The following is a 23,721-nucleotide window of genomic DNA, read 5'->3' on the forward strand; positions in this document are numbered from 1 at the left end:
CTAGCGGGACGGACGGGCCCGACGATCCACGGCGATCGTCGCGGCCCGTTCGTACGCCCGCTCCACGTCGGCGAGGACGCGCGGCCAGCCCGCCGACGACGGCACGTCCCGGTTGTGCGCGACGATCCGGTCGAGCAGGTCGTCCTCGGTCGCGAGCCGCACGAGCGCGTCGGCGAGCTCGGCGTCGTCGTCCGCGAGGAGCGCGTCGACGCCGTCGGTGAGGCGCTCCGCGACGCCCGACTGCGAGCGGGTGAGCACCACCAGCCCGGCGGCCTGGCCCTCGAGCGCGGCGATGCCGAACGCCTCCTCGACGGCGGGCGCGGCGAACACGTCGGCCCGTGCGTAGAGGCGCTTGAGCCCGGTCGCGTCGAGGCGGCCGGGCAGCGACACGACCGACCCCAGCCCGTGCTCCGTGACGAAGCGCCGCGCGTCGGCCAGCTCCGGTCCGTCTCCGGCGAGCGTCACGTGGAGCGCCCCCTCGGGGAGGCGCCCGACGGCGTCCCGCACGACCTCCAGGAACGGCAGCACGCGCTTGCGCGGCGCGAACCGCGTCGCGGCCACGACGTGGAGGGCCGCGCCCTCCATGCGGTCGGCGCGCTCGGTGCGCGGGACGCGCCACGCGTCGAGGTCGAGGCCGTTGTGCAGGACCACGACCTCGCCGTGGTCGCCGACGATGCGGCGCAGGGGAGCGGCGGTCAGCGCGCTCACCGCCGACCAGAGCACGGGCCAGCTCGACCAGCGTGTGACGCGGTCGAGCGCGGCGAACGCCTTCGCGGCCCCGCCCCACACGCTGTGCACGGTGAGCACGGCGGGCAGCCCGGCGCGCACGACCGTGCGCAGCGACGCCTGCGTCGAGGGGGTGAGGACGCCCATGTGCAGGTGCACGACGTCGGGCCGGTCCGCGCCGAGGATCCGCGCCACGTGGTGCGGGGCGCGCGGGTGGACGGGGTAGCCGCCCGGCACGCGCGCCGCGAGCCGGTGCACCGTGACGTCGCCGTCCCGCTCGGTCGACACGCCGTGCGCGCCGGGGCGCGCCGGCGTGGTGCACACGACCGAGACGTCGTGGCCGGCCGCCGCCTGCTGCTGCGCGAGCCGCGCGACCTGGGTCTCGATCCCGCCGAGCAGGGGGAGGTAGCAGTCGGTCAGGTGGGTGATGCGCACGGTCGGCATCCTCCCATCCCGGCGCGGCGCTGAGGTGCGCGTTCGCCGCGCGGGGGACCGCCGTCGTCGCTACCGTGGGTCCCGTATGGGTGGTTCGACCGCCCTGCGGCGGACCCGCGCCCGCGGGTCGCGGACCGCGGTGCGGCAGCAGGTGGGTCCTGACGAAGGGGAGAACGCGCCATGTCGAGCACCGTCACCGTCACGCCGGCCAAGGGGGCCCGAGGCATCGGCCTCGTGTCGATCATCGCCGGCATCGTCCTCCTCCTCGCGGGCATCGGCACCTGGATCGTGGTGGCGAACCAGCTGTCCGCCGAGGAGATCACCGTCTCGGACGACGCGTCGTTCCTGGCGGGCCGCCACGTCAACGGGCCGCTCACCGCGTACGCGCAGGCCGAGGTCATCAACAAGCACGCGCTCGAGGCGAGCGGCGGCCAGACGTACGCCGAGCTCGACCAGGACGACCCCACGCGGCAGACGGTCATGACGGCGTCGTTCCTCCGGGCGTCGCTCTTCACGTCCGTCGTCGCGTTCGGGGTGTGCCTGCTCGTCATGGGGCTCGGCATCCTGTTCATCCTCGTCGGGATCGCGCTCCGGCGGCTCGCGGGCGGCCCCAGCGTCGCGGTCGAGACGCCGGGGGCGTACACGTCGTCGGGCGACCTGTCGGACGCGGGACGCCACGCCGCCCCCGCGCACGCGGAGCCCGCGCCGACCGCCCCGCCCGTCCGTCCGGAGCCGACTCGTCCCGTCGAGGCGCCGGGCCGCACGTCCGCGCTCTCGACGCCCGGCGCCGAGGCCCGCGCGGCCGCGACCCCGGTCGAGCCGACCGGCGCACCGGGCACCGGGACGCCGTCCGCCCCCGGCGCGTCGCCCGCCGCCTCACCGGACACGACGCCGCCCGTGACCGGACCCACGGGCACCTCGCCCGAGCGCCGGGGTGACGAGCCCACCCCCTGATCGTCCCGGCCGTCCGTCCGGACGCCGAGGACCCGTTCCCACCGGGTCGCACCGGGGAGAGCGTGCGGGGCGGCGTCGCTCGGACACGGCGAGGGGCCGTGGCACACGTGCCACGGCCCCTCGGTGTCTCCCGCCCGGGTGCGTCCCTGGTCGCCGGGTCCGCGCGCGACGGGTCCGGGCTCAGCCGCGTCGGCGCCGAGCCCCCGAGACGATCGACCCGACCACGAGCGTGAGGCCCGCCGCGGCGAGCACGACGATCGTGGCCAGCCCGAGGTCGACCCGCGCACCGAGCGCGGCGGCGAGGACGACGACGCCGAACGCGACGAGGACGAATCCCCACACGATCGTGGAGACGCGCGGTCCGCGCCGGCCGGGCGACGGGGGTCCGGCGGGTGCGACGGGCGACGCGGGCGCCGAGGGCGTCGAGGGCGTCGCCGAGGCGGACGGCGCGACCGGTGGCACGGGACCGGCGGCCTGGCCGGACGTCGTCGTGCCGTCCGGAGCAGCACCCGTGTGCGCGGGCACGCCCACGTCCAGGACGGAGGTCTCCCCGTCCCGTGCCTGCGTGGTGGGCAGCGGCTCCGTGGGGTGGACCGCGGGTCGGGGCGACCCGAGCGGCTCCGTGGCCGGAGGCTCGGTGGTCAGCGGGACCGTCGGGTGGGCGTCCGCCTCCGGGGACCCGGCCTGCGGGGTGTGGAACAGCTCGTCGCCGAGCGGCCGCGTCTCGTCGTCGCGGCGTCCGGAGTCGTTCATCAGTCCTCCTCGATCGTGATCTGGCCGGCACCGACCTCGACCTGCAGCACGAGCAGCGGGTCGTCGCCGGACTGGACCTCGTCGTTGTCGAACGTGACCGGCTGCGTGCTGACGCCGCCGATCTCCTGCCGGTCGCCGTCGACGTGCCAGCGGGCGTTCCCGGCGAGCACCTGGACCTGGGCGCGGACGGGGACGCCGTCGGGCACGACGATGGTCGCGTCCCCGGCGCCGAGCTGGATCGGGACCTCCACGGGGGACGCGCCGGACGCGTCGGACAGGTCCAGCCCGGAGAGGTCGATCGTCGGGTCGCCGAAGGTCACGCCGAAGCCCTCCTCGGCGACGTCCGGGTCGGTCACGCGGTGCGTGCTGTCCGTGACGGTCCGCACGGAGTCGTCGAGGAAGAACGTGAACGGGGCGGACCGCCACGCGGACGCGGGGAGCGCGACGACCAGCAGGAGCACCGCGAGCCAGCCGAGGCCGCCGCTGGTGCGCCCGCGCAGGCCGCTCACGACGATCGCCAGGCCCGCGAGGATCCCGGACAAGCCCGCCCAGGTGAGGAACACGGGCCAGGGCAGCTCGCCCTGCCGGTCGACGACGAGCAGGAACGCACCGAGCAGGAGGCTCAGCCCGACCACGACCCCCGTCGTGGTCGCGCCGGGTCCGCGAGGCCGCGGGGGCTTCGGCGGCTGGGGGGCGCGCGGAGGCCTCGGGGGCTGCTGCGCGGACGGGTTCCGCGGTCCCTGGTGGGCCCGCTGCGGTGCCGCGGTCGCGCCGAGCGGTGCGCCCGGGGCGTACGGGGGGAGGGGCGCGGTGGCGCCGGGCGCGGTCGAGGCGTACGGGCTCGCCTCGGCGGACCAGGTCGTGCGGTCCTGCGGACCCGACGGCGCGGTGCCCGACGGCGCTCCCGGGGAGCCCCACGGGGCGTCGGCCGGCGCGGGGTCGCCACCGGCAGCGCCCGGACCGTAGCCCGGCCCGCCCGGACCGAAGGCCGGCCCGCCCGGTCCGTAGGCCGGCCCGCCCGGACCGTAGCCCGGTCCACCTGGGCCGTGGCCGGGTGCGCCGGGGCCACCGGGCCACGGCGGCGCCTGCGGCGGTGCGCCCTGGGGCCCCCGGGGGCCGCGCTGGGTGAGCGCGGAGACCACGACGACCGCCACGGTGACGAACGCCGCGACCCAGAACAGGCCGGTCAGCCACCCGAGGTGGAGCGCGTCCCACCACGACCACCAGCCGCCGCCCCAGGAGAACCCGACGACGACGAACGCGGCCGCGCCGAGCAGCGCGACGTCCACGTTGCCGCGGAACGCCTCCTGGAGGTGGATGCGCCCGTCCCGACGCTCCGGCAGCAGGGCCCAGGCCGCGCCGTAGAGGACGAGCCCGGCGCCCGACAGGAAGAACGTCACGAAGAGGAGCCCGCGCACGACGAGCGGGTCGATCCCGAACCGCTCGGCGACGCCGGACGCGACGCCGCCGATCCACCGGTCGTCCGAGCGGAAGATGCCCACGCGGCGGACGGCGTCGAAGAAGCCGTCGGTGCCGTTCGGGCGGGTCCCGCCAGGGCCCTGCGGAGGGCCCTGGGGGCTGCCCTGCGGAGGGCCCTGGCCGGGGTCGGACGGGCCGGCGGGCCTGGCCCACGCGGGGTCGGGTCCGCTCGGCCCGGGAGGGACGGTGCCGGGCTGCGCGCCGGACGCGTCGGCGGCGCCGCCGGAGGGCCCGGGCTGGGCGCCGGGTCCGGGAAGGTCGGGAGTGCTCATGGCCACCATGCTGGCCCGGGAGCCGGCCCGCCGGTATCGGGTGCCACCCTGACCCGACCCTGAACCGGCTGCGGACCGACCCTGGTTTCCCCGTCCGGGGACGCTCCGGGCGCCCGCGACGTGTGACGATCGGGGGGTGACGACTCCTGCCCGCCCCGGCCCGCGGCCCGGTGCACCCACCGGTGCCGGGCCCGGTTCCCGACCCCGCGGCCTGCCGCTGCGCCGCCCCGAGCGCGGCCGGTGGGTCGCGGGCGTGTGCGCCGGGCTCGCGGCCCACCTGGGCGTGAGCGTCGGGGTGGTGCGCCTCGTGATGGCGCTCCTCGGGCTCGCGGGCGGCGCGGGCGTCGCGCTCTACGTGTTCTGGTGGCTCACGGTCCCGTCCGGCGACCCGGCCGCGGCACGGGACGAGCAGCGCCCGGCGTCGCTGTCGCGGCTCGCCCCCCGGCTCCAGGGCAGCGTGCGCCGCCTGCCCGTGCGCGACGTCGCGATCGGCGTCGTCCTGCTGGGGGGTGCCGCACTGCTCGTGGCGCTGCGCACGGGCGTCGACGTCGAGGTGTCGTGGGTGATCCCGGTCCTCATCGCGCTCGTGGGCGCGGCGCTCGCGTGGAGCCAGCTCGACGCCGTCGAGCGCGGCCGGCTGCTCACCCGGGCCGGCGGGCGCACGCCCGCCGGGGTCCTCCGCATCGCGGGCGGCGTCGTGCTCGTCCTCGTGGGCATCGTCCTCCTCGTGGGGCAGGACGCGCGGCCCACCCAGATCGTCCGCGCGGCGGTCGCGGCGGTCGCGGTGCTCGCCGGCGTCGCGATCGTGCTCGCCCCGTGGTGGCTCAAGCTCGTGCGCGAGCTCGGCGACGAGCGCGCCGCGCGCGCCCGCGAGGCCGAGCGCGCCGACATCGCGGCGCACCTGCACGACTCGGTGCTGCAGACGCTCGCCCTCATCCGCGCCCGGTCGTCCGACGCCGACACCGTCGCGCGCCTCGCGCGTGCCCAGGAGCGCGAGCTGCGCGAGTGGCTGTACGACGACCGCCCCTCGCCCGGGACGTCGCTCGCCGCCGAGCTGCGCGGGCTCGTCGCGGAGGTCGAGGACGGGCGCGTGGGCCGTCGTGCGGAGCCCATCGGCGCGCCCGTCGGGGCGCCCGGCGGGTCGACCGGCGAGACCGACCCCGGGCCGGTCGTGGTCGACGTCGTCGTGGTGGGCGACTGCACGCCCACGCAGGAGACGGCGGCGCTGCTGCAGGCGACCCGCGAGGCGCTCGTCAACGCCGTCGCGCACGGCGGTCCGCCCTACTCGGTCTACCTGGAGGTCAGCGACGCGGCCGTCGAGGTCTTCGTGCGCGACCGCGGCGACGGCTTCGACATGGAGGACGTCGCACCCGACCGGTTCGGCGTCCGCGAGTCGATCCTCGGCCGGGTCCAGCGCCGCGGCGGGAAGGCCGAGATCATCAGCAGGCCCGGATGGGGCACGGAGGTACGGTTGCGCGTGCCGCGCGCCCTGACGGCCGAGCCCGAGCCCGCCCGCCCGCCGTCGAGCGCACCGTCGAACCAGGAGACCCCGTGACGACCATCCCCAGCACGCCGGCCGCCGGCGGACCCGCGACCGGCCCCGTCCCGGTGGTGCTCGTCGACGACCACCACATGTTCCGGGCGGGAGTGCGCGCGAGCCTCGACCCCGCCCTCGTCACCGTGGTGGGGGAGGCGGACGACGTCGAGTCCGCCGTCGCGCGCGTGCACGAGCTGCGCCCCCCGGTCGTGCTCCTCGACGTGCACCTGCCGGGCGGCAGCGGGGGCGGCGGCGCGGAGGTCGTCCAGCGCTGCGCCGACGTGCTCGGCGACGTGCGGTTCCTCGCGCTGTCGGTGTCCGACGCCGCGGAGGACGTCGTCGCGGTCATCCGCGCCGGTGCGCGCGGCTACGTGACGAAGGCGATCTCCGGGCCGGACCTGTCGGCCGCCGTCGGGCAGGTCGCGGGCGGCGACGCGGTGTTCTCGCCGCGCCTCGCGGGCTTCGTGCTCGACGCGTTCGGCACGGGGGCGGGCGACGTCGCGGTGCGCGACGACGAGCTGGACCGGCTGTCCGCGCGCGAGCAGGAGGTCATGCGCCTCATCGCGCGCGGGTACACCTACCGCGAGGTCGCGTCCGAGCTGTTCATCTCGATCAAGACGGTCGAGACCCACGTCTCCGCGGTCCTGCGCAAGCTCCAGCTGTCCTCCCGCCACGAGCTCACCCGCTGGGCGGCCCAGCGCCGCCTCCTCTAGCGGCACCGCCCCGTGTCGCGCGCCCGCCCCGGGCCTGACGCACACTGGCGGGTGTGAGCATGGCAGCCCGTGCCCCGCGCCGCGAGCCCGCTGCCGCTCGGTGGGGGTGGATCGTGGCCGCCGTCGTGGCGGTGCTGGCGTTCGCGGTGCGGTGGCACCTCGTCGGCGGCTCGGCCGGGGTCGGTGCGTACCGCGGGTACGACGACGGCGTGTACTTCTCGGCGGCGGTGGCGTTCGTGCACGGCCGCCTGCCCTACCGGGACTTCCTGCTGCTGCACCCGCCCGGCTCGATGCTCGCCCTGACGCCCTTCGCGGGGCTCACCGCATGGACGAGCGACGACCACGCCCTGGTCGCCGCGCGCGTCGGCCTCATGCTCGTCGGCGCGGCCAACGCCGTGCTCGTGACGCGCGTCGCGCGCCGGTGGGGCGCGACGGCCGCGGTCGTGGGCGGCGTCCTGTACGCGGTGTCCTACGCCGCGGCGTGGGCCGAGCGCCTCACGCTGCTCGAGCCCCTGGGCTCCCTGTGCCTGCTCGGCGGGGTCGTGCTGCTGCTCCGGGGCCTCGACGCACGCCGGGAGGGCACCGGCAACGGGCGTCTCTGGGCGTGGGCGGGCGGCGCCGTCCTCGGGCTCGGCGCGACGGTCAAGATCTGGGGCGTCGTGCCGCTGGCCGTCGTGCTCCTCTGGCTCCTGGCCGTCGCCGGGTGGCGCACCGCCGCCCGCGCCGCCGCGGGCGCCGTCGTCGCGCTGGCGACCGTGCTGCTGCCGTTCCTCCTCGCCGCGGGCCCGGACATGGTCCGCATGGTGGTGCTCTCCCAGCTCGGCCGGCCGCGGGAGCCGAAAGACCTCGAGCAGCGGCTCGTGTGGATCACGGGGACGGGAGGTCTCGAGGAGCTCGTGTCGCACCGGGCCCAGGTCGCGGCCGTCTGGACCGTGCTGGTGCTGCTGACCGTCGCGGCGGTCGTCGCCTGGGCCGGGCGGCGGGGACGGCTCTGGGTCGTGCTGCTCGTGGCGCAGGTCGGCGTGCTGCTGGCCGCGCCGTCCGCGTACGCGCAGTACGCCGCCTTCCCGGCGCCCGCCCTGGTCCTCGTCCTGGCAGCGGCGTGCTCGCTCCTGCCGCGCCCGGGCCGGGTCGTGGCGGGGACGGTCCTGAGCGCCGGGGCGGGAGCCCTCCTGGTGGCGGCCGTGCTGACCGCGCCCCGCTTCGTGCCCCTCCCGACGGCCGAGGTCGCGGCCCGGCTCCCGGACGACGGCTGCGTGCGCGCCGACTCCCCCGGGATGCTGGCCGTCCTCGACGTGCTGAGCCGCGACCTGGAGCGCGGCTGCGAGCTCCCGGTGGACCTCTCGGGGTACACCTACGACCTCGGCGCGCGCGACGCCGACGGGGAGGCCGTCCCGCGCCGTCGGAACCTCGCCTGGCAGGCCGAGGCGCTGCGCTACCTGACCTCGGGGACGTCCGCCGTCCTCGTGCGGACGACCGGCGACGGGTTCAGCGACGAGACGTGGCGGGCTCTCGACGAGGCGACGACGACCGTGCTCGACCGCCCGGGCGTGCGGGTGCTGGTCCCGCACGACGACCCGGCGCGACCGGGAGGCTGAGCCCGCGGCTACCCGGAGCGGCGACGCGCGCCGTGGCCGTCGTGGGCGGCGTCGGCGGGCCAGGCGGGGGAGAGGGTCACCACGTCGCCGACGACGGTCACGGCCGGCGGGCGGACGCCCGCCTCGCGCGCGCGGTCGGCGATGGTCGCGAGGGTGCCGACGGTCGTGCGCTGGCGCGGGCCGTAGCCGTCCTCCACGACCGCGACCGGCGTCTCGGGCGGACGGCCCTGCGCCACGAGCGCGGCGGCCGTCTCCGCGAGGCGAGAGACGCCCATGAGCAGGACGACCGTGTGGTCGGTCGCGGCGGGGACCTTGCCGACGTCCTCGTGCCCGGTGAGCACGGTGAACCCGCGCGACAGGCCGCGGTGCGTGACGGGGATGCCCGCCGCGGCGGGCACGGAGACGGCGCTCGTCACGCCCGGGACGACCTCGACCGGGATGCCGTGCTCGCGGCACGCCTCGGCCTCCTCGCCGCCGCGCCCGAACACGTAGGGGTCGCCGCCCTTGAGGCGCACGACCCGCCGCCCGACGAGCGCATGGTGCACGAGGATCCGGTTGATCTCCGACTGCGGCACCGGGTGGTGGCCCGGCGTCTTGCCGACGTCCACGACCTCGACGTCGTCGCCGAGCTCGGCGAGCAGGCCGCGCGGCCCGAGCCGGTCGACCACGACGACGTCCGCCTCCGCCAGGAGGCGGCGTCCCCGCACCGAGATCAGCCCGGCGTCGCCGGGGCCGCCCCCGACGAGCGCGACCGTCCCCACCGGCCGCACGAGCGGCTCCGAGACGGCCCCGGCGCGGGGGGCGTCGTCGTCGGCCGTGGGGCGCGTGCCCGCCGGGCGGACCGCACGGAGCGGGAGCTCTCCCGTCTCGAGCAGCGCCGCGACGGCGTCGCGGACGCGCTGGGCGCGGCGCGGGTCCCGGCCCGCGTTGACGGACACCGTGACCTCCGCGGCCGGGCCACCGCGGGACGCGCCGCCCGGGACGCGCGTGCGTGCCACGGCGGGCACCCACGCGGTCGCGAGGTCCGCGTCGCCCGCGGCGACGCAGAAGACCCGGTCGGCCTCGGCATCGGCCGCGACCTGGGAGTCCACGCCCGGGTCGCCGGTCGCGGCGTGGACGAGCCACGCGCCGTCGAGGTCCCCGGTGAGGTAGTCGCGCCGCACCCACGACAGCCGCGCACCGTGGTCCGCGGGCAGGGCGACGTGCCCGTGCGCGTCGCCGGCGGGGCCGTGCACCGCGAGCAGCTCCGCGAGGTCCTCGCAGACGAACGGCGCGACGACGGTCACGACGGCGCCCGCGTCGAGGAGCCCGCGCGTGCGGCGCGCCGCGACGGGGCCGCCGCCGACGACGACGGCCCGGCGACCGTCGAGACGCAGGCCCAGGGGGTACGTCTCGTGCTCGGGTGCGGTCACGGCGTCCAGCCTAGATCGCGTACGAGCCGGGCCGGGACGCCGGACGCCGGGCGGCGGCGAGCGCGTCGCCGACCATGCCGGCGGCGAGCGTGCCGCCGTCCTGGGCGTCGACGAGCAGGAACGCGCCCGTGCGGCGGGCCACGACGTACTCCTCGGCCGCGACGGGCGACGCGAGCCGCAGGGTCACGCGGCCGATGTCGTTGAGGTCGAGACGCTCGGCGGGGTCGAGCTCGGCGGTGTCGAGGTCGAGCCGCCCGACGACGTCGCGCACCACCGCCTGCACCGTGCGGGTCGTGTGCTTGAGCAGCACGCGCGCGCCGGGCAGGAGCGGTCGGTCGCTGAGCCACGCGACGGTGCCCTCGACGTCCTGCGTGACCTCGGGGGCCTCCGCGGCGGAGGCGATGAGGTCGCCGCGCGCGACGTCCACGTCGTCGGCGAGGCGGATCGTCACGGACTGCGGCGCGAACGCCTCCCTGAGCACCTCGCCGGACGCGAGCGAGTCGGCCGTGTCGATCCCGACGACGGTCGTGCGGCGACCGGACGGCAGCACGACGACCTCGTCCCCGACCGTCACGACGCCCGACGCCACCTGCCCGGCGTACCCGCGGTAGTCGCGGTAGCGCTCGTCGGCCGCGGCCTGCGGGCGGATGACCACCTGGACGGGGAAGCGGAACGCCTCGGTCTCCGGGTCGTCGCCCGTCGGGAGCTCCTCGAGCAGCTCGAGCAGGCTCGGGCCGTCGTACCAGGGCGTGTTCGCGCTCGCGCGGTCCACCACGTTGTCGCCCACGAGCGCGGACACCGGGATGGTGTGCACGTCGCCGACGCCGAGCGAGGTCGCGGCCGTGCGGATGTCCGCCGCGAGCTCCTCGTACCGGGCCTCGCTGTAGTCGACGAGGTCGATCTTGTTGACCGCGACGACGACGTGGGGCACGCGCAGGAGGCTCGCGACCGCGAGGTGGCGGCGCGTCTGCTCGAGCAGGCCCTTGCGCGCGTCGATGAGCAGCACGACGACGTCCGCCGTCGACGCTCCCGTGACGGTGTTGCGCGTGTACTGCACGTGCCCGGGGCAGTCGGCGAGGATGAACGACCGGCGCGCGGTCGCGAAGTACCGGTACGCCACGTCGATCGTGATGCCCTGCTCGCGCTCGGCGCGCAGTCCGTCCGTGAGGAGCGCGAGGTCGGCCGACTCGAGGCCGCGGTCGCGCGAGACGCGCTCGACGGCGTCGAGCTGGTCCGCGAGCACGGACTTCGAGTCGAAGAGGAGGCGGCCCACGAGCGTGGACTTGCCGTCGTCGACGGAGCCCGCCGTCGCGAGGCGCAGCAGCGTGCCGCGGCGCGCGTCGTCGAGCGGGACGGTCGTGCCCTCGGTGGCGGCGCCGGTGCTGGTCTGGGTGCCCATCAGAAGTACCCCTCCTTCTTGCGGTCCTCCATGGCGGCCTCGGAGAGGCGGTCGTCGGCGCGGGTCGCGCCGCGCTCGGTGATGCGCGTCGCGGCGACCTCGGCGATGACGTCCTCGACGCCCGTCGCGTCCGACCGCACGGCGCCGGTGCACGACATGTCGCCGACGGTCCGGTAGCGCACCGTCTCGGTCCGCCGCGACGCGGCCTCGGCGTCCGTGCGGGGCTCCGAGTACGGCCCGACGGCGAGCAGCATCCCGTCGCGGTCGAACACCTCGCGCTCGTGCGCGTAGTAGAGCTCGGGGAGCTCGATGCGCTCGCGTGCGATGTAGCGCCACACGTCGAGCTCGGTCCAGTTCGACAGCGGGAACACGCGGACGTGCTCGCCGGGCCGGTGGCGCCCGTTGTAGAGGTTCCACAGCTCAGGGCGCTGGTTGCGCGGGTCCCACTGGCCGAACTCGTCGCGCAGCGAGAACACGCGCTCCTTGGCGCGCGCCTTCTCCTCGTCGCGCCGGCCGCCGCCGAACACGGCGTCGAACTTGTGCCCCGAGATCGCGTCGAGCAGCGGCTGCGTCTGCAGGGGGTTGCGCGTCCCGTCCGCGCGCTCGCGCAGGCGGCCGTCGTCGAGGTAGTCCTGGACGCTCGCGACCTCGAGCCGCAGGCCCAGGCGGGCCGCCGTCGCGTCGCGGTAGGCGAGCACCTCGGGGAAGTTGTGGCCCGTGTCCACGTGCAGCACGGGGAACGGCACGGGGCCGGGCGCGAACGCCTTGACCGCGAGGTGCAGCATCACCACGGAGTCCTTGCCGCCGCTGAACAGCAGCACGGGGCGCTCGAACTCGGCCACCACCTCGCGGACGATGTGGATGCCCTCGCTCTCGAGCGCGTCGAGCTGCGCGAGACGGCGCCCGCCGGGCAGCGCCGAGCCGGGGACCGGCGCGTCCGCGCTTGCGCCGGCGGGAGCACCGGCGGGGGAGCCCGGTGCGTCGGTCGTCAGGTCGATGGTCGTCATGCCCGTCCTCATACGTGGAGTCCGCACTCTGTCTTGTCGAGCCCCGCCCAGCGGCCGGCCCTCGGGTCCTCGCCCGGCGCGACGCGCCGGGTGCACGGCTGGCAGCCGATCGACGGGTAGCCGTCGTTCAGCAGGGGGTTGAGGATCACCTGGTGCCGCGCGGCGTACGCGAGCAGGTCGTCGAACGACCAGGCCGCGAGCGGGTTGATCTTCACGAGCCCGTTCTTCTCGTCGAACGTGACGAGGGGCGTGCCCGTCCGGGTCGGCGCCTCGTCACGGCGCACTCCCGTGACCCACACCTCGTAGCCCGCGAGCGTGCGGTGCAGGGGCTCGACCTTGCGCATCTGGCAGCACAGGCCGGGGTCGCGCGAGAACAGGTCCTTGCCGTGCGCGGCGTCCTGCTGGGCGACCGTGAGCTCGGGCCGGACGTCGACGATCGTCACGTCCATCTGCTGCTCGACGGCGTCCCGCGTGCCGACCGTCTCGGCGAAGTGGTACCCCGTGTCGAGGAACAGCACGTCGACCCAGGGGATCTGCGCCGCCACGACGTGGGGGAGCACGGCGTCGGCCATGGAGCACGCCACCGCGACGGACGTCCCGAACTCGCGCGCCGCCCAGGCGATGACCTCCTCCGCGGTCGCCTCGGGGCGCGTGGCGCCCTCGACGCCGGGCGTGCCCGCGCCGTGCAGCAGCCCCGCGCCGCGCCGCGCGATCTCGCGCAGCTCGTCGAGCGACCGCTTCGGCCGGCCGTGCCGTGCGCGCTCCGCGTGGTGCGCGGCCTTCGCGCTCTCGCGCTGCTCGGCCCTGGCCTGCGCCGCGGCGCGCAGCGCGGCCAGCGGGTCGGGAGCGCCCGACGGCGTGGTGCCGGCCGTCGTGGTGGTCACGTCCTGGTCCCCGCTCACTGGAGCGCCTCCTCGTCGGCCCGGTGCGCCCACTCGGCGAACGTCTCGGCGCCGTCCTTGTCCGCCTCGTAGCGGCGCACGACGCGCTCGACGTAGTCGGCGATCTGCGTCGCGGGCACCTTGAGACCGCGCACCGTGCGCCCGAGCCCGCCCTCGTCGCGCCCCGTGCCGACGAGGCCGCCGCCGAGGTGCACCTGGTACCCGGGCATCTGCTCGCCGTCGACGGTGATGATCTGGCCCTTCAGGCCGATGTCCGCCGTCTGGATGCGCGCGCACGAGTTGGGGCAGCCGTTGATGTTGAGGTCGAGCGGCCGCTCGACCAGCGACGGGACGTCCGCGAGGCGCTCCTCGAGCTCGCCGATGACGCGCGCGGCCGTGTCCTTGGTGTCGACGATCGCGAGCTTGCAGAACTCGATGCCCGTGCACGCGATGGTCGAGCGGCGGAACGGGCTCGGCCGGGCGGTGAGCCCGAGCGGCTCGAGGCCCGCGACGAGCTCGTCCACGCCCTCGGGCGGCACCCCCAGGACGACCAGCTTCTGGTGCGCCGTGAGGCGCACCGACCGGGCGCCGACCTTCTCCACCAGGTCCGCGAGACCCGTGAGCGTGCTGCCGCCCACGCGCCCCACGACGGGGGCGGCCCCGACGTAGTAGTCCCCGTCCTTCTGGAGGTGCACGCCCACGTGGTCGCCCGGACCGGTCGCCGGCGCGGGCGCGGGGCCGTCGGCGAGGCGGTACCCGAGGTACTCGCTCTCGAGCACCTCGCGGAACTTCTCCGTGCCCCAGTCGGCGAGGAGGAACTTCAGGCGCGCCTTGTTGCGCAGCCGGCGGTAGCCGTAGTCGCGGAAGATCCGCACGACGCCGTGCCACACGTCGGCCGCCTGCTCCTCGGTGACGAAGGCGCCCAGGCGCTCGCCGAGGCGCGGGGTCGTCGAGAGCGCGCCGCCGACCCAGAGGTCGTAGCCGGGGCCGAGCTCGGGGTGCACGACGCCGACGAGCGACACGTCGTTGATCTCGTGCACGACGTCGAGGCTGGGGTGCCCGGTGATCGCGGTCTTGAACTTGCGCGGGAGGTTCGCGAGCTCGGGGTCGCCGATGTACCGGCGCTTGATCTCGAGGATCACGGGAGTCGGGTCGATGATCTCGTCCGCCGCGATGCCGGCGACCGGGCTGCCGAGGAAGCCGCGCGGGGTGTCGCCGCAGGCCGTCGTCGTCTCGAGGCCGACGGTCGCGAGGCGGTCCCAGATCTCGGGGACGGACTCGATCTCGATCCAGTGGTACTGGATGTTCTGCCGGTCGGTGATGTCGGCCGACCCCCGCGCGAAGTCGCGCGAGATGCCGCCGAGGACGCGCAGCGCGCGGACGTCGAGCTCCTGGCCGTCCGAGCGGACGCGGAGCATGAAGTACCTGTCCTCGAGCTCGTGCGGCTCGAGCGTCGCCGTCTTGCCCCCGTCGATCCCGGGCTTGCGCTGGGTGTAGAGGCCCCACCACCGGAAGCGGCCGTGCAGGTCGTCGCCGGGGATGGAGTCGAAGCCCTCGCGGGCGTAGATCGTCTCGATGCGCTCGCGCACGTCGAGGCCGTTGCCCGCGCGCTTGAGCTCCTCGTTGGCGTTGAGCGGCTCGGTGCCGTCCACCTTCCACTGCCCGTTCGGGCGGGCGGCGCGTGCCGGCCGGGCGGCGCGCTCGCCGGCGGGACGACCAGGTCGCGCGGCGGCGTCCTCGGTGGTCTCCGGCGCAGTCGTGGCCTGCGTCATCGGGGTTCCTCGTGTCCTCGTTCGGGGGCGGGGACGCGCGACGGCGAGCGCTCAGCGAGGGTGCGAGTGGCTGAGGACCGACGGCGCGCGCCGGTTCTCAGGGTTTCTCCGGGGAGAGAGGCGAGCGTGCGGGCTCGCGCTGAGTCGGGCGCGGTTCAGCGACAACAGCTGAGACACGTGTGCGCGCACGCCGGCATCCCGTGACGCGAGGTCACGAGGAGGGTGCGGGCTGCCGTGGTCATGCGCAGAACGATAGCCGCGGTCCAGCGTGGTGGACACCCCTCGTCCGCATGGTGGGAAACCTGAAATACTAGACTGGATGAGTCCAGTTTGTCGAGCCATCCGGCCCCTCGCCGGCTGTCGGGCGAGCGGCGGGCGACGCGACGGGCCACCTTGTGCAAAGTTTCACGACAGGAGCGTCAGCAAATAGGATGGGGTCATGGAGTTCCTCTACAACGTCTTCGTCGCGCTGCACTTCATCGGGTGGGCCATCGTCCTCGGCGGCTACCTCGCGTCCCTGCGCTCGCCGGGCCTGTACAAGGGCGTCTTCCACGGCGCGCTCACCGCGCTCGTCGCGGGGATCGCCATGGTCGGGATCGGCGAGGCGTCCGTCTGGGGTGACGGCGGCCCCGACATGGCCAAGATCGGCGTCAAGCTGGTCATCGCCCTGGTCATCGCCGTCCTGGCGTTCGTCGCCAAGCGCCAGGGGGCCAAGGCGGCCGACGGCGCCGTGGCGCCGGGCGTCAAGCACGCCATCGGTGGCCTGACCCTCGTCAACATCCTCGTCGCGGTCTTCTGGAACTGACCGCAGCGACCCGGCCGGGGCCCGTCGACGGATCGTCCGTCGGCGGGCTTTCGTCGTCCCCCGAGGTGTTGACGCGCGACTAGGTGCATGGTCCACTAGTCGCATGGTCCTTCGATATCTCGTGCTCGGGCTCCTCACGGTGCGGCCCATGACGGGCTACGACCTCAAGCGCGCGTTCGACTCCTCGGTCCGCCACTTCTGGGCGGCCGACCGCTCGCAGCTCTACCGCACCCTCGCCGCGATCGTGGACGCCGGGCTCGCCGAGGTGGAGGTGGTGCCCCAGGAGAGCTACCCGGACCGCAAGGTCCACACGATCACGGACGCCGGCCGCGCGGCGCTGCGCGACTGGCTCGCCTCGCCGCTCCCGCACGAGGACTCGCGCGAGCCCTTCCTCGGGCGGCTGTTCTTCGCCGACCAGCTCGACGACGAGGGCGTCGCGGCGCTGCTCGCGTCCCGGCGCGCGCTGGCCGAGGAGACGGTCGCGACGCTCACCGCCGAGGAGGAGCGGGTCGCGGCGGTCCTCGCGGACGGCGGCCCCGACGCGGACCGCGTCCGCGGCACGCGCGGCCTCGCCCTCCGGCTCGCGACGCTGCGCCACGGTCTCGCGCACGCCCGGACCGAGCTCGCGTGGCTCGACGAGACCGAGCGCGAGGTGCTCCCGTGAGCCTCCCGGACGCCGTCGTGCACCACCCGGCGAGCCGCCCGGGCGCGCCGGGCACCGGCTCCGTCTCCGTCGTCCTGCTGCACGGGGGCACCGTGGCGTCGTGGATGTGGGAGCCGCAGGTCGAGGCGCTCGACGACCTCGACGTGTGGACGCCCGACCTGCTCGGCTTCGGCGGCCGCGGGGACCAGGTCCCGGCGTCGCTCGACGTGGTCGTCGACGACGTCGCCGCGACGGTCTCCGCGATCCCCGCCGGGCAGGAGGTGCACGTCGTCGGCCTGTCGCTCGGCGGGGTCGTCGCGCTGCACCTCGCCGCGCGGCACCCCGGGCTCGTGCGCTCCGTCCTGTCGTCGGGCGCGGTGGTCGACGGCGTGCCCGGGCTCGCCGGCGCGCTCGGCCGCGCGCAGCTCCGGGTCTGGGACCGGCGCTGGTACTGGCGCGGCCAGGCCGTCGCCACCGGGATCCCCGCGGAGTCCCGGGACCTGTTCGTGCGCTCGGGTCTCGCGATCCGCCGCGAGACCATGGCGCGGCTGCTCGCCGACGTCTACGGCGGGCGCTGGCCCGACGGCCTCGCGGAGTCCGGGGCCCGCGTGCTCGCCGTCGCGGGCGGCCGCGACCTCCGCCCCGCCCGCAGCGCGCTGTCGACGATCGAGCGCCGCGTCCCGGGCGCCGTCGTGCGCGTGGCGCCCGGGATGCACCACCAGTGGAGCGCGGAGGACCCGGACCTGTTCGGCGCGATGATCCGGTCCTGGGTGCTCGACGGCGTCGCGCACCCGCGGCTGGTGCCGCTCGCGGGGCGTGCGTAGCGCGCCCGACGTGCGAGGGTTTCCCCCGTGAGCGTCGGTGGAGAGGTCCTCGTCGGGCTGGCGATCCTGGTCGGGCTGGTCGGGATCGTCGTGCAGGTCCTGCCCGGGAACGTGCTCGTGCTCGGCGCGGTCCTCGTGTGGGCGATCGTCACGGGCGGCACCGCCGCGTGGGTGGTCTTCGCGGTCGCCGCCGTGCTCGTGGTCGCCGCCGAGGTGTCGCAGTACGTCCTCGCGGGCCGCCACATGCGCCGGGCGGAGGTCCCCTGGTCGACCCTGGTGTGGGGCGGGATCGCGGGTGTCGTCGGGTTCTTCGTGATCCCCGTGATCGGGCTCTTCATCGGCTTCGTGCTCGCGGTGTTCGTCGCGGAGCTCCTGCGCCGCCGCGACCGCCGCGCCGCGTGGCGCGCGACCGTCGCCGCGATGCAGGCGACCGGCATCACGATCCTGGTCCAGCTCCTGGGTGGCCTCCTCGCGGCGGCGACCTGGGGCGTCGGCCTCGCCCTCACCTGAGGCGCGGTCGGATCAGCCGGGGATCTCCATCACGTAGAGCGTGTTCCCGTCGACGTCCCGCAGCGAGAACATCGGCGGCACGCCCTCCCACGCCAGGAGCTCGCCGGTGCTCGCCCCGGCGGCGGTGAGCGTCGCGTGGTCGCCGGCCGCGTCGGTCGTGGTGAGCCGGATACCGGTGTCGATCCCCGCGGGGAGGCCGTCGCCCGCCGCGACGAGCGCGACGGACGTCGCGGCGCCCGGGGGAGCGACCTCGATCCAGCGGAACCCCTCCTGGAGCTCGCCGTCCATGCGGACCTCGAACCCGAGCGTCCCGGTGTAGTACGCCAGCGCGCGGTCCTGGTCGGTGACCGGGACCGCGACGGTGTGCACGCCGGTGAGGTGGGTCGTCGTCATGGTGTCTCCTTCGTGGTGCGGCACGTGCTGCGGTCGTGACGGGGGAGACCGTCGCGGACGACCGGACTCATCGGCGAGGTCGGCACGGGGTGTGGGCGGGGGCGCCTAGGCTGGAGGGGCTATGGCTTCGCTCTTCGAGAACCTCCCGCTGCCCGGCCTCGACACGCTGTTCGACGGCCCGCGCGTCGACCACGGCGGCGAGTCCCGCCTCCCGCGGACCGCCCCGCGCTGGACCGACGACCCGGCCGTGCCCGACGGCGCCGGGTCGCCCGTCGGGGACGCCGCCCGGGGAGGCACGGGGCCGGGAGGCGACGGCGCGGCGTCGGGCGCGGGGGAGCGTCGTGGCCGGTACGCCCACCTCGACCCCGAGGCCCTGCTCGACGGGCTCAACCCGCAGCAGCGCGAGGCGGTCGTGCACGCGGGCGGACCGCTGCTCATCGTCGCGGGTGCCGGGTCGGGCAAGACGCGCGTGCTCACGCACCGCATCGCCTACCTGCTCGCCACGCGCCGGTCCAACGCCGGGCAGATCCTCGCGATCACGTTCACCAACAAGGCCGCGGCCGAGATGCGCGAGCGCGTCGAGACGCTCGTGGGGCCGGCCGCGCGCAACATGTGGGTCTCCACGTTCCACTCGGCGTGCGTGCGCATCCTGCGCCGCGAGGCCAAGACGCTCGGGCTGCGGTCGAGCTTCTCCATCTACGACGCCGCGGACTCGCAGCGGCTCATCACGCTCGTGACGCGCGAGCTCGACCTGGACCCGAAGAAGTACCCGGCCCGGTCGCTCGCCAACAAGATCTCGGACCTCAAGAACGAGCTCGTCGACCCCGAGACGTACGCGCGGGACTCGGGCGCCCACGCGACGGACGACGGCCTCGCCGCGCGCGGCGGCCCGCACGGCGCGAGCGTCCCCGAGTTCGACCAGGTGCTGGCCGACGTCTACACGCGCTACCAGGCGCGGCTCGTCGCGGCGAGCGCGCTCGACTTCGACGACATCATCATGACCACGGTCAACCTGCTCCAGGCGTTCCCCGCCGTCGCGGAGCACTACCGCCGCCGGTTCCGGCACGTGCTCGTCGACGAGTACCAGGACACCAACCACGCGCAGTACGTGCTCGTGCGCGAGCTCGCGGGCGTGGGCGAGGACTCCGCCGCGACCGACGCCGCGACGAGCGGCACCGGCGAGGCGCAGGTCCCCGCGCTCGACCCCGCCGAGCTCACCGTCGTCGGCGACGCGGACCAGTCGATCTACGCGTTCCGCGGCGCCACGATCCGCAACATCCTCGAGTTCGAGGCCGACTACCCGGACGCCCGGACCATCCTGCTCGAGCAGAACTACCGCTCGACCCAGAACATCCTCTCGGCCGCCAACGCCGTCATCTCGCGCAACCCCGACCGCAAGCCGAAGCGGCTGTGGACCGACTCGGGCGCGGGCGCGAAGGTCATCGGCTACGTCGCCGACAACGAGCACGAGGAGGCGCGGTTCGTCGCGGAGGAGATCGACCGCCTCGGCGACTCCGAGGGCGTGCGCCCCGGCGACGTCGCGGTGTTCTACCGGACCAACGCCCAGTCCCGCGCGCTCGAGGAGGTGCTCATCCGCGTCGGTCTGCCGTACAAGGTCGTCGGCGGCACGCGCTTCTACGAGCGGCGCGAGGTCAAGGACGCGGTGGCCTACCTGCGCGCGATCGACAACCTCGACGACGACGTGAACCTGCGGCGCGTGCTCAACGTGCCCAAGCGCGGGCTCGGCGAGCGCGCCGAGGGGGCGGTCGCGGCGCTCGCGGACCGCGAGCGCATCTCGTTCGGCGCGGCCCTCGCCCGCATCGACGAGATCCCCGGCCTGACCAACCGCACGCTCAACCCCCTGCGTGCGTTCGTCGAGCTCATGACCGGGCTGCGCGAGCTCGCCGACTCCGGCGCGACGCCGTCGGACATCCTCGGCGCCGTCCTCGACCGCACCGGGTACCTCGCCGAGCTCCGCGCGAGCGACGACCCGCAGGACGCCACGCGCGTCGAGAACCTCGCCGAGCTTCACGCCGTCGCGACCGAGTTCACCGAGCTCGACCCCGAGGGCACGCTGTCCGACTTCCTGGAGCGCGTCTCGCTCGTCGCGGACGCGGACCAGATCCCCGCGGAGGACGTGGCCGACGGCGAGAGCGAGGGTGCGGAGAAGGAGGACCCCGGGGTCGTCACCCTCATGACCCTGCACACCGCCAAGGGCCTCGAGTTCCCCGTCGTGTTCCTCACCGGCATGGAGGACGGCACGTTCCCGCACATGCGGTCGCTGCACGACGACGCCGAGCTCGCCGAGGAGCGCCGCCTCGCCTACGTGGGCATCACCCGCGCGCGCGAGCGGCTCTACGTGTCGCGGTCCGCGGTGCGGTCGGCGTGGGGGATGGCGAACGAGTTCCCGCCCAGCCGGTTCCTCGAGGAGATCCCCGAGGAGCTGTGGGACTGGCGGCGGCGCGAGTCGTCGATGGCGACGCTGCGCGCGGGCGGGTCGGTCTGGGGCCGCGGCTCGGGGTCGTGGTCCGGTTCGCGGTCGGGGTTCGGGTCGGGGGCGCGGTCAGGGGCCGACGACGACGGGTCTACCATCCGCGGCCCTCGTTCCTCGGGCCGCTCCCGCCAGACCCGCCACGACCCGTCATCGTCGGCCCCTGCCCGCGCCGCGTTCGGCTCGCCGTCCGGTGGGGCGAAGTTCGGGTCGGCGACGCCGCGGGCCGACGGGGACGTGCCGAACCTCGCAGTCGGGGACAAGGTGACCCACGACGCCTACGGGCTGGGGACCGTCGTCGCGCTCGAGGGCGCTGGCCCGAACGCGGTCGCGAAGATCGACTTCGGGGCCGACGGGACCAAGCGCCTCCTGCTGCGCTACTCGCCGGTGACCAAGCTCTGAGAGCGCCTCGGCGCCGAGACGGCGACCACTGACCGAGGTAGTGACGTACCGGGTGCCGTGCACCGGGCTCTGAGCCGGGGGCCGCTCTCTCGGGGTGCGGGGGCTCGACCGCCGAGTCAGCCGATCGTGCCCAGGGCGCGGTAGGCGAGGACGAACGCTGCTGCCACGACGGCGGTGCCCCCGACGGCGGTCGCGACCGGCAGCGCGCCGCGGAGCCGGCGCGCGAGCATGCCGCCGAGCAGGACGAGCGCGACGACGCCGATCGTGACCCAGTAGGTGGCGCCGGTCGTCTCGACGACGGTCGTGAGCCCGTAGACGGACTCGCCGACCCCGATGCCCGCGAGCACCGCGGTGCCGAGGGCGGCGGGGGTGCCGGTCCGCCACAGCCAGGCCGCCGCGACCCCGACGAACGGGCCGACGACGACGCCGACGACCCCGAACGTCGTCGGGTCGTAGAAGTACCCGCGGAGGTCGGCTGCGACGGCGTAGCCCAGGGTGAGCAGCACGAAGCTCGCGGCGCCGAGCACGGCGGCGTGCCACGTCCGGGAGCGCGGGGCGCGCGCCGACCAGGCGACCAGCAGCGCGGTGAGCAGCGTCCAGCCGCTCGCCGAGTTCGCGAAGGGCGCCGCGGCGTCGGGCAGGAACCCCTGGGCGTACGACGTCAGGCCGCCCAGCAGGAAGCTCGCGGCGAGCACGACCGCACCGCGCCGCCACGGGCGACCGGACGACGTCGTGACCCGGCCGGGTCGGTCCGGTGCCGACGGGCGGTCGTCGGCGCGGTCGGGGAGCGAGGTCGTCTCGGGCACGCCACGACGCTAGGCGGCCCGCGCCGGCCAGGCGTCACCCCGTCGGCGGGCACGGCAGCGGGACGCGTCCTACCGTGGCAGGACGACCGAGCCCCGAGGAGCCTCCCGTGACCCAGCCGGCCGCCCGCCCCGCCCCTGCGCCCGCCCCCTGGCCCGACCTCGACGTGCGGCGGTGGGGGCCGACGCGCCGGCCGCTCCACCTGTTCACGCAGGTGGTCGGCAAGGTCGTGCTCGACCTCACGCCGTTCGTCAACCACTGGTGGAACGTCGCGTTCCACGTGACGTCGCGCGGGTTCGTCACGCCCGTGATGCAGGTCGGCGAGCGCGCGCTCGACGTCGAGATCGACCTGGTGGCGGAGCACGTCGCGTTCCGCACGTCCGACGGGCGCACCGAGACCGTCGGGCTGGGGCCGATGTCCGTCGCCGACTTCTACGCGCGCACCCTCGCGTGCCTCGATCGCCTCGCCGTGCCGGTGCGGGTGTGGTCGACGCCGCGCGAGATCCCCGACCCGGTGCCGTTCGAGCAGGACACCGCGGTCGGGGAGTGGGACGGCGAGCTCACGCGCACGTGGCTCGCGACCGTGCAGCGGGTCGCGGCGGTGATGGAGCGGTTCCGCTCCGGGTTCTACGGCAAGTCGAGCGGTCCGCGCTTCTACTGGGGAGCGTTCGACCTGGGGCTCACGCTGTTCAACGGGCGGCCCTTCCACCAGCCGGACGACGTCGAGCCCATCTACCGCTTCGCGGAGAACGCGGAGAACGTCGCGGTCGGCTACTGGCCCGGCGACCCGACGACGCACGCCGACCAGGTCTACGCGTACGCGTACCCGCAGCCGCCGGGGGTGGCCGACCTCGACCTGGCGCCCGGGTACTGGGACCCCGGCCTGCGCGAGGTGGTGCTCCCGTGCGGGGTGCTGCGCGACGCGGCGGACCCCGACGCCGTCCTGCTCGCGTTCTTCGAGCGCTCCTACCGCGAGCTGGCGACGGCCGCCGGGTGGGACCTCGCCGCGTTCACCGGGCCGGTCCCGCCGGGCTGAGCGCCCGGGGACCGGTCGGCGGTATCGGGTCAGGACGCCTTGCGGTGCCCTGCGGCGAGCGCGGCGCGCAGGCCCGCGACGTCGGACCCCGCCGCGGCGAGCGCGTCGACGAGCGCGCGGTGCGCCGTCGAGCCCTTCGCGCGCGCGACCGCGGCGAGCACGTGGCCCGAGTCGATGGCGCGGGAGCCCGCGTGCACCGCCTCGCGCAGGGAGAGCTCGAGCGACTTCTTCGCCTCGGGCGTGAACGGGATGTGCGAGCGGCGGTTCCGCCGCCCGCGGCGGCGCTCGTCGTCGCCCGCGCGGTCGAGTGCTCCCGGCCCGAAGGCCGCGTCCGTGCGTGCGCGGATCTCGTCGAGGTCGATCCCGAGCGCGGCGAGGGCCTGGCCGTCGAGCGGGTCGTGGCTGCGCGCGGAGTCGACCTGGCGTTCGAGGTCGTCGGCGTCGACGCCGACCGCGGCGAGGGCGACCGCGCCCGCGCCACCGTCCTGGCGGGCGAGAGCGAGGAGCAGGTGCACGGCGTCGATGGCGTCGTCGCCGCGGGAGCGGGCGACCTCCTGGGCGCCGACCACCGTGTCGCGGGCGTCGGCGGCGAAGCGTTCGAACATGTCATGACCTCCTGGTGGTGCGGGACGCGCCGTACTTCTTGTGCACGGCCTGGCGGGTGACGCCGAGGCGGTCGGCGATCTCCTGCCACGACCAGCCGAGCGCTCGGGCGTGCTCGACCTGCAGCGCCTCGAGGCGTTCGGCGAGCACGCGCAGCGACCGCACGGCACGCAGGCCCGTGTCGGGATCGGTGCTGCTCGCGGCGTCCATGTCGACGGGTTCCATGCGTGTCAATCTAGGTTGACGACCTCGCATGTGTCAACCCGAGTTGA

General features: G+C 75.7%; 22 protein-coding genes. 10 read left to right on the forward strand and 12 right to left on the reverse strand.

Features of this window, described 5'->3' with window-relative positions:
- The gene (locus NHH00_RS05480; RefSeq protein ID WP_253050862.1) at positions 1–1,161 is read right to left on the reverse strand and encodes a glycosyltransferase family 4 protein; all 1,161 of its coding nucleotides are present in this window, start codon (positions 1,159–1,161) and stop codon (positions 1–3) included.
- A 180-nt stretch (positions 1,162–1,341) separates the two neighbouring features.
- On the opposite strand from NHH00_RS05480, the gene NHH00_RS20975 reads away from it, so the two are divergent.
- Positions 1,342–2,115 carry a hypothetical protein gene (locus tag NHH00_RS20975; RefSeq protein ID WP_308202268.1) on the forward strand — a complete coding sequence of 258 codons (774 nt, stop codon included), beginning with the start codon at positions 1,342–1,344 and terminating at the stop codon, positions 2,113–2,115.
- A 180-nt stretch (positions 2,116–2,295) separates the two neighbouring features.
- Here the strand turns inward: NHH00_RS20975 and NHH00_RS05490 are convergent, their stop codons facing one another.
- Both NHH00_RS05490 and NHH00_RS20555 read right to left on the reverse strand, forming a co-directional pair.
- Positions 2,296–2,868, reverse strand: coding sequence for a hypothetical protein (locus tag NHH00_RS05490; protein WP_253050863.1), 573 nt, complete (start codon positions 2,866–2,868; stop codon positions 2,296–2,298).
- On the reverse strand, positions 2,868–4,619 hold the full coding sequence (locus NHH00_RS20555; protein WP_290444895.1) for a PspC domain-containing protein: 1,752 nt from the start codon (positions 4,617–4,619) through the stop codon (positions 2,868–2,870). Before NHH00_RS20555 ends, NHH00_RS05490 begins: the two co-directional genes overlap by 1 nt.
- Before the next feature lie 136 nt (positions 4,620–4,755).
- Here NHH00_RS20555 and NHH00_RS05505 point away from each other — a divergent pair, with 136 nt between their 5' ends.
- From NHH00_RS05505 to NHH00_RS05515, 3 genes are all read left to right on the forward strand, one after another.
- Positions 4,756–6,174: a PspC domain-containing protein gene (locus NHH00_RS05505; RefSeq protein ID WP_253050864.1), complete on the forward strand. Its 1,419-nt coding sequence runs from the start codon at positions 4,756–4,758 to the stop codon at positions 6,172–6,174.
- Positions 6,175–6,251: 77 nt separating this feature from the next.
- Entirely contained in the window at positions 6,252–6,869 is a 618-nt protein-coding gene (locus NHH00_RS05510) for a LuxR C-terminal-related transcriptional regulator (RefSeq protein ID WP_253051426.1), read from the forward strand.
- 53 nt (positions 6,870–6,922) lie between these two features.
- Positions 6,923–8,467, forward strand: coding sequence for a hypothetical protein (locus NHH00_RS05515; protein WP_253050865.1), 1,545 nt, complete (start codon positions 6,923–6,925; stop codon positions 8,465–8,467).
- Between the two features lie 8 nt (positions 8,468–8,475).
- Here the strand turns inward: NHH00_RS05515 and cobA are convergent, their stop codons facing one another.
- The 5 genes from cobA to NHH00_RS05540 form a co-directional block, all read right to left on the reverse strand.
- Positions 8,476–9,879 (reverse strand): uroporphyrinogen-III C-methyltransferase, encoded by a 1,404-nt coding sequence (gene cobA, locus NHH00_RS05520; protein ID WP_253050866.1) that lies wholly within the window; start codon positions 9,877–9,879, stop codon positions 8,476–8,478.
- Positions 9,880–9,889: 10 nt separating this feature from the next.
- Positions 9,890–11,278 (reverse strand): sulfate adenylyltransferase subunit 1, encoded by a 1,389-nt coding sequence (locus tag NHH00_RS05525; protein ID WP_253050867.1) that lies wholly within the window; start codon positions 11,276–11,278, stop codon positions 9,890–9,892.
- Entirely contained in the window at positions 11,278–12,285 is a 1,008-nt protein-coding gene (gene cysD, locus NHH00_RS05530) for a sulfate adenylyltransferase subunit CysD (RefSeq protein ID WP_253050868.1), read from the reverse strand. Before cysD ends, NHH00_RS05525 begins: the two co-directional genes overlap by 1 nt.
- Positions 12,286–12,293: 8 nt before the next feature.
- Complete coding sequence (locus tag NHH00_RS05535; protein WP_374614643.1) at positions 12,294–13,007, reverse strand: phosphoadenylyl-sulfate reductase; 714 nt, start codon at positions 13,005–13,007, stop codon at positions 12,294–12,296.
- A gap of 176 nt (positions 13,008–13,183) precedes the next feature.
- On the reverse strand, positions 13,184–14,938 hold the full coding sequence (locus NHH00_RS05540) for a nitrite/sulfite reductase (protein WP_253050869.1): 1,755 nt from the start codon (positions 14,936–14,938) through the stop codon (positions 13,184–13,186).
- A 439-nt stretch (positions 14,939–15,377) separates the two neighbouring features.
- On the opposite strand from NHH00_RS05540, the gene NHH00_RS05545 reads away from it, so the two are divergent.
- The 4 genes from NHH00_RS05545 (at position 15,378) to NHH00_RS05560 (ending at position 17,720) form a co-directional block, all read left to right on the forward strand.
- The gene (locus NHH00_RS05545; RefSeq protein ID WP_253050870.1) at positions 15,378–15,743 is read left to right on the forward strand and encodes a hypothetical protein; all 366 of its coding nucleotides are present in this window, start codon (positions 15,378–15,380) and stop codon (positions 15,741–15,743) included.
- Between the two features lie 103 nt (positions 15,744–15,846).
- Positions 15,847–16,407, forward strand: a complete 561-nt coding sequence (locus tag NHH00_RS05550) for a PadR family transcriptional regulator (RefSeq protein WP_253050871.1) — start codon at positions 15,847–15,849, stop codon at positions 16,405–16,407.
- On the forward strand, positions 16,404–17,210 hold the full coding sequence (locus NHH00_RS05555; protein WP_253050872.1) for an alpha/beta fold hydrolase: 807 nt from the start codon (positions 16,404–16,406) through the stop codon (positions 17,208–17,210). The genes NHH00_RS05550 and NHH00_RS05555 overlap by 4 nt, the downstream gene beginning before the upstream one ends.
- A gap of 27 nt (positions 17,211–17,237) precedes the next feature.
- Positions 17,238–17,720 (forward strand): DUF456 domain-containing protein, encoded by a 483-nt coding sequence (locus tag NHH00_RS05560; RefSeq protein ID WP_253050873.1) that lies wholly within the window; start codon positions 17,238–17,240, stop codon positions 17,718–17,720.
- Between the two features lie 12 nt (positions 17,721–17,732).
- Here NHH00_RS05560 and NHH00_RS05565 read toward each other — a convergent pair whose 3' ends face one another.
- Positions 17,733–18,113: a VOC family protein gene (locus tag NHH00_RS05565; protein WP_253050874.1), complete on the reverse strand. Its 381-nt coding sequence runs from the start codon at positions 18,111–18,113 to the stop codon at positions 17,733–17,735.
- Between the two features lie 121 nt (positions 18,114–18,234).
- Between NHH00_RS05565 and pcrA the strand changes: the two genes are divergently transcribed.
- On the forward strand, positions 18,235–21,006 hold the full coding sequence (gene pcrA, locus NHH00_RS05570) for a DNA helicase PcrA (RefSeq protein WP_253050875.1): 2,772 nt from the start codon (positions 18,235–18,237) through the stop codon (positions 21,004–21,006).
- A 116-nt stretch (positions 21,007–21,122) separates the two neighbouring features.
- Here pcrA and NHH00_RS05575 read toward each other — a convergent pair whose 3' ends face one another.
- Complete coding sequence (locus tag NHH00_RS05575) at positions 21,123–21,812, reverse strand: DUF6518 family protein (protein ID WP_253050876.1); 690 nt, start codon at positions 21,810–21,812, stop codon at positions 21,123–21,125.
- A 107-nt stretch (positions 21,813–21,919) separates the two neighbouring features.
- Between NHH00_RS05575 and NHH00_RS05580 the strand changes: the two genes are divergently transcribed.
- Positions 21,920–22,846: a DUF5996 family protein gene (locus tag NHH00_RS05580; RefSeq protein WP_253050877.1), complete on the forward strand. Its 927-nt coding sequence runs from the start codon at positions 21,920–21,922 to the stop codon at positions 22,844–22,846.
- Positions 22,847–22,875: 29 nt separating this feature from the next.
- Here the strand turns inward: NHH00_RS05580 and NHH00_RS05585 are convergent, their stop codons facing one another.
- Both NHH00_RS05585 and NHH00_RS05590 read right to left on the reverse strand, forming a co-directional pair.
- The gene (locus tag NHH00_RS05585) at positions 22,876–23,451 is read right to left on the reverse strand and encodes a Clp protease N-terminal domain-containing protein (RefSeq protein ID WP_253050878.1); all 576 of its coding nucleotides are present in this window, start codon (positions 23,449–23,451) and stop codon (positions 22,876–22,878) included.
- Between the two features lies 1 nt (position 23,452).
- Positions 23,453–23,674: a helix-turn-helix domain-containing protein gene (locus NHH00_RS05590; protein ID WP_047233082.1), complete on the reverse strand. Its 222-nt coding sequence runs from the start codon at positions 23,672–23,674 to the stop codon at positions 23,453–23,455.
- Between the last annotated feature and the right edge of the window lie 47 nt (positions 23,675–23,721).

Origin of the sequence: Cellulosimicrobium cellulans, assembly GCF_024124905.1 — a bacterium.
Classification (GTDB): Bacteria; Actinomycetota; Actinomycetes; order Actinomycetales; family Cellulomonadaceae; genus Cellulosimicrobium; species Cellulosimicrobium cellulans_G.

Coding starts and splice junctions, on each gene's coding strand:
- NHH00_RS05590 (WP_047233082.1), bottom strand. CDS start 23,674: ATGGAACCCGTCGACATGGACGCCGCGAGCAGCACCGATCCCGACACG.
- NHH00_RS05510 (WP_253051426.1), top strand. CDS start 6,252: ATGTTCCGGGCGGGAGTGCGCGCGAGCCTCGACCCCGCCCTCGTCACC.
- NHH00_RS05545 (WP_253050870.1), top strand. CDS start 15,378: ATGGAGTTCCTCTACAACGTCTTCGTCGCGCTGCACTTCATCGGGTGG.
- pcrA (WP_253050875.1), top strand. CDS start 18,235: ATGGCTTCGCTCTTCGAGAACCTCCCGCTGCCCGGCCTCGACACGCTG.
- NHH00_RS05540 (WP_253050869.1), bottom strand. CDS start 14,938: ATGACGCAGGCCACGACTGCGCCGGAGACCACCGAGGACGCCGCCGCG.
- NHH00_RS05550 (WP_253050871.1), top strand. CDS start 15,847: ATGGTCCTTCGATATCTCGTGCTCGGGCTCCTCACGGTGCGGCCCATG.
- NHH00_RS20975 (WP_308202268.1), top strand. CDS start 1,342: ATGTCGAGCACCGTCACCGTCACGCCGGCCAAGGGGGCCCGAGGCATC.
- NHH00_RS05585 (WP_253050878.1), bottom strand. CDS start 23,451: ATGTTCGAACGCTTCGCCGCCGACGCCCGCGACACGGTGGTCGGCGCC.
- NHH00_RS20555 (WP_290444895.1), bottom strand. CDS start 4,619: ATGAGCACTCCCGACCTTCCCGGACCCGGCGCCCAGCCCGGGCCCTCC.
- NHH00_RS05525 (WP_253050867.1), bottom strand. CDS start 11,278: ATGGGCACCCAGACCAGCACCGGCGCCGCCACCGAGGGCACGACCGTC.
- cysD (WP_253050868.1), bottom strand. CDS start 12,285: ATGACGACCATCGACCTGACGACCGACGCACCGGGCTCCCCCGCCGGT.
- NHH00_RS05565 (WP_253050874.1), bottom strand. CDS start 18,113: ATGACGACGACCCACCTCACCGGCGTGCACACCGTCGCGGTCCCGGTC.
- NHH00_RS05490 (WP_253050863.1), bottom strand. CDS start 2,868: ATGAACGACTCCGGACGCCGCGACGACGAGACGCGGCCGCTCGGCGAC.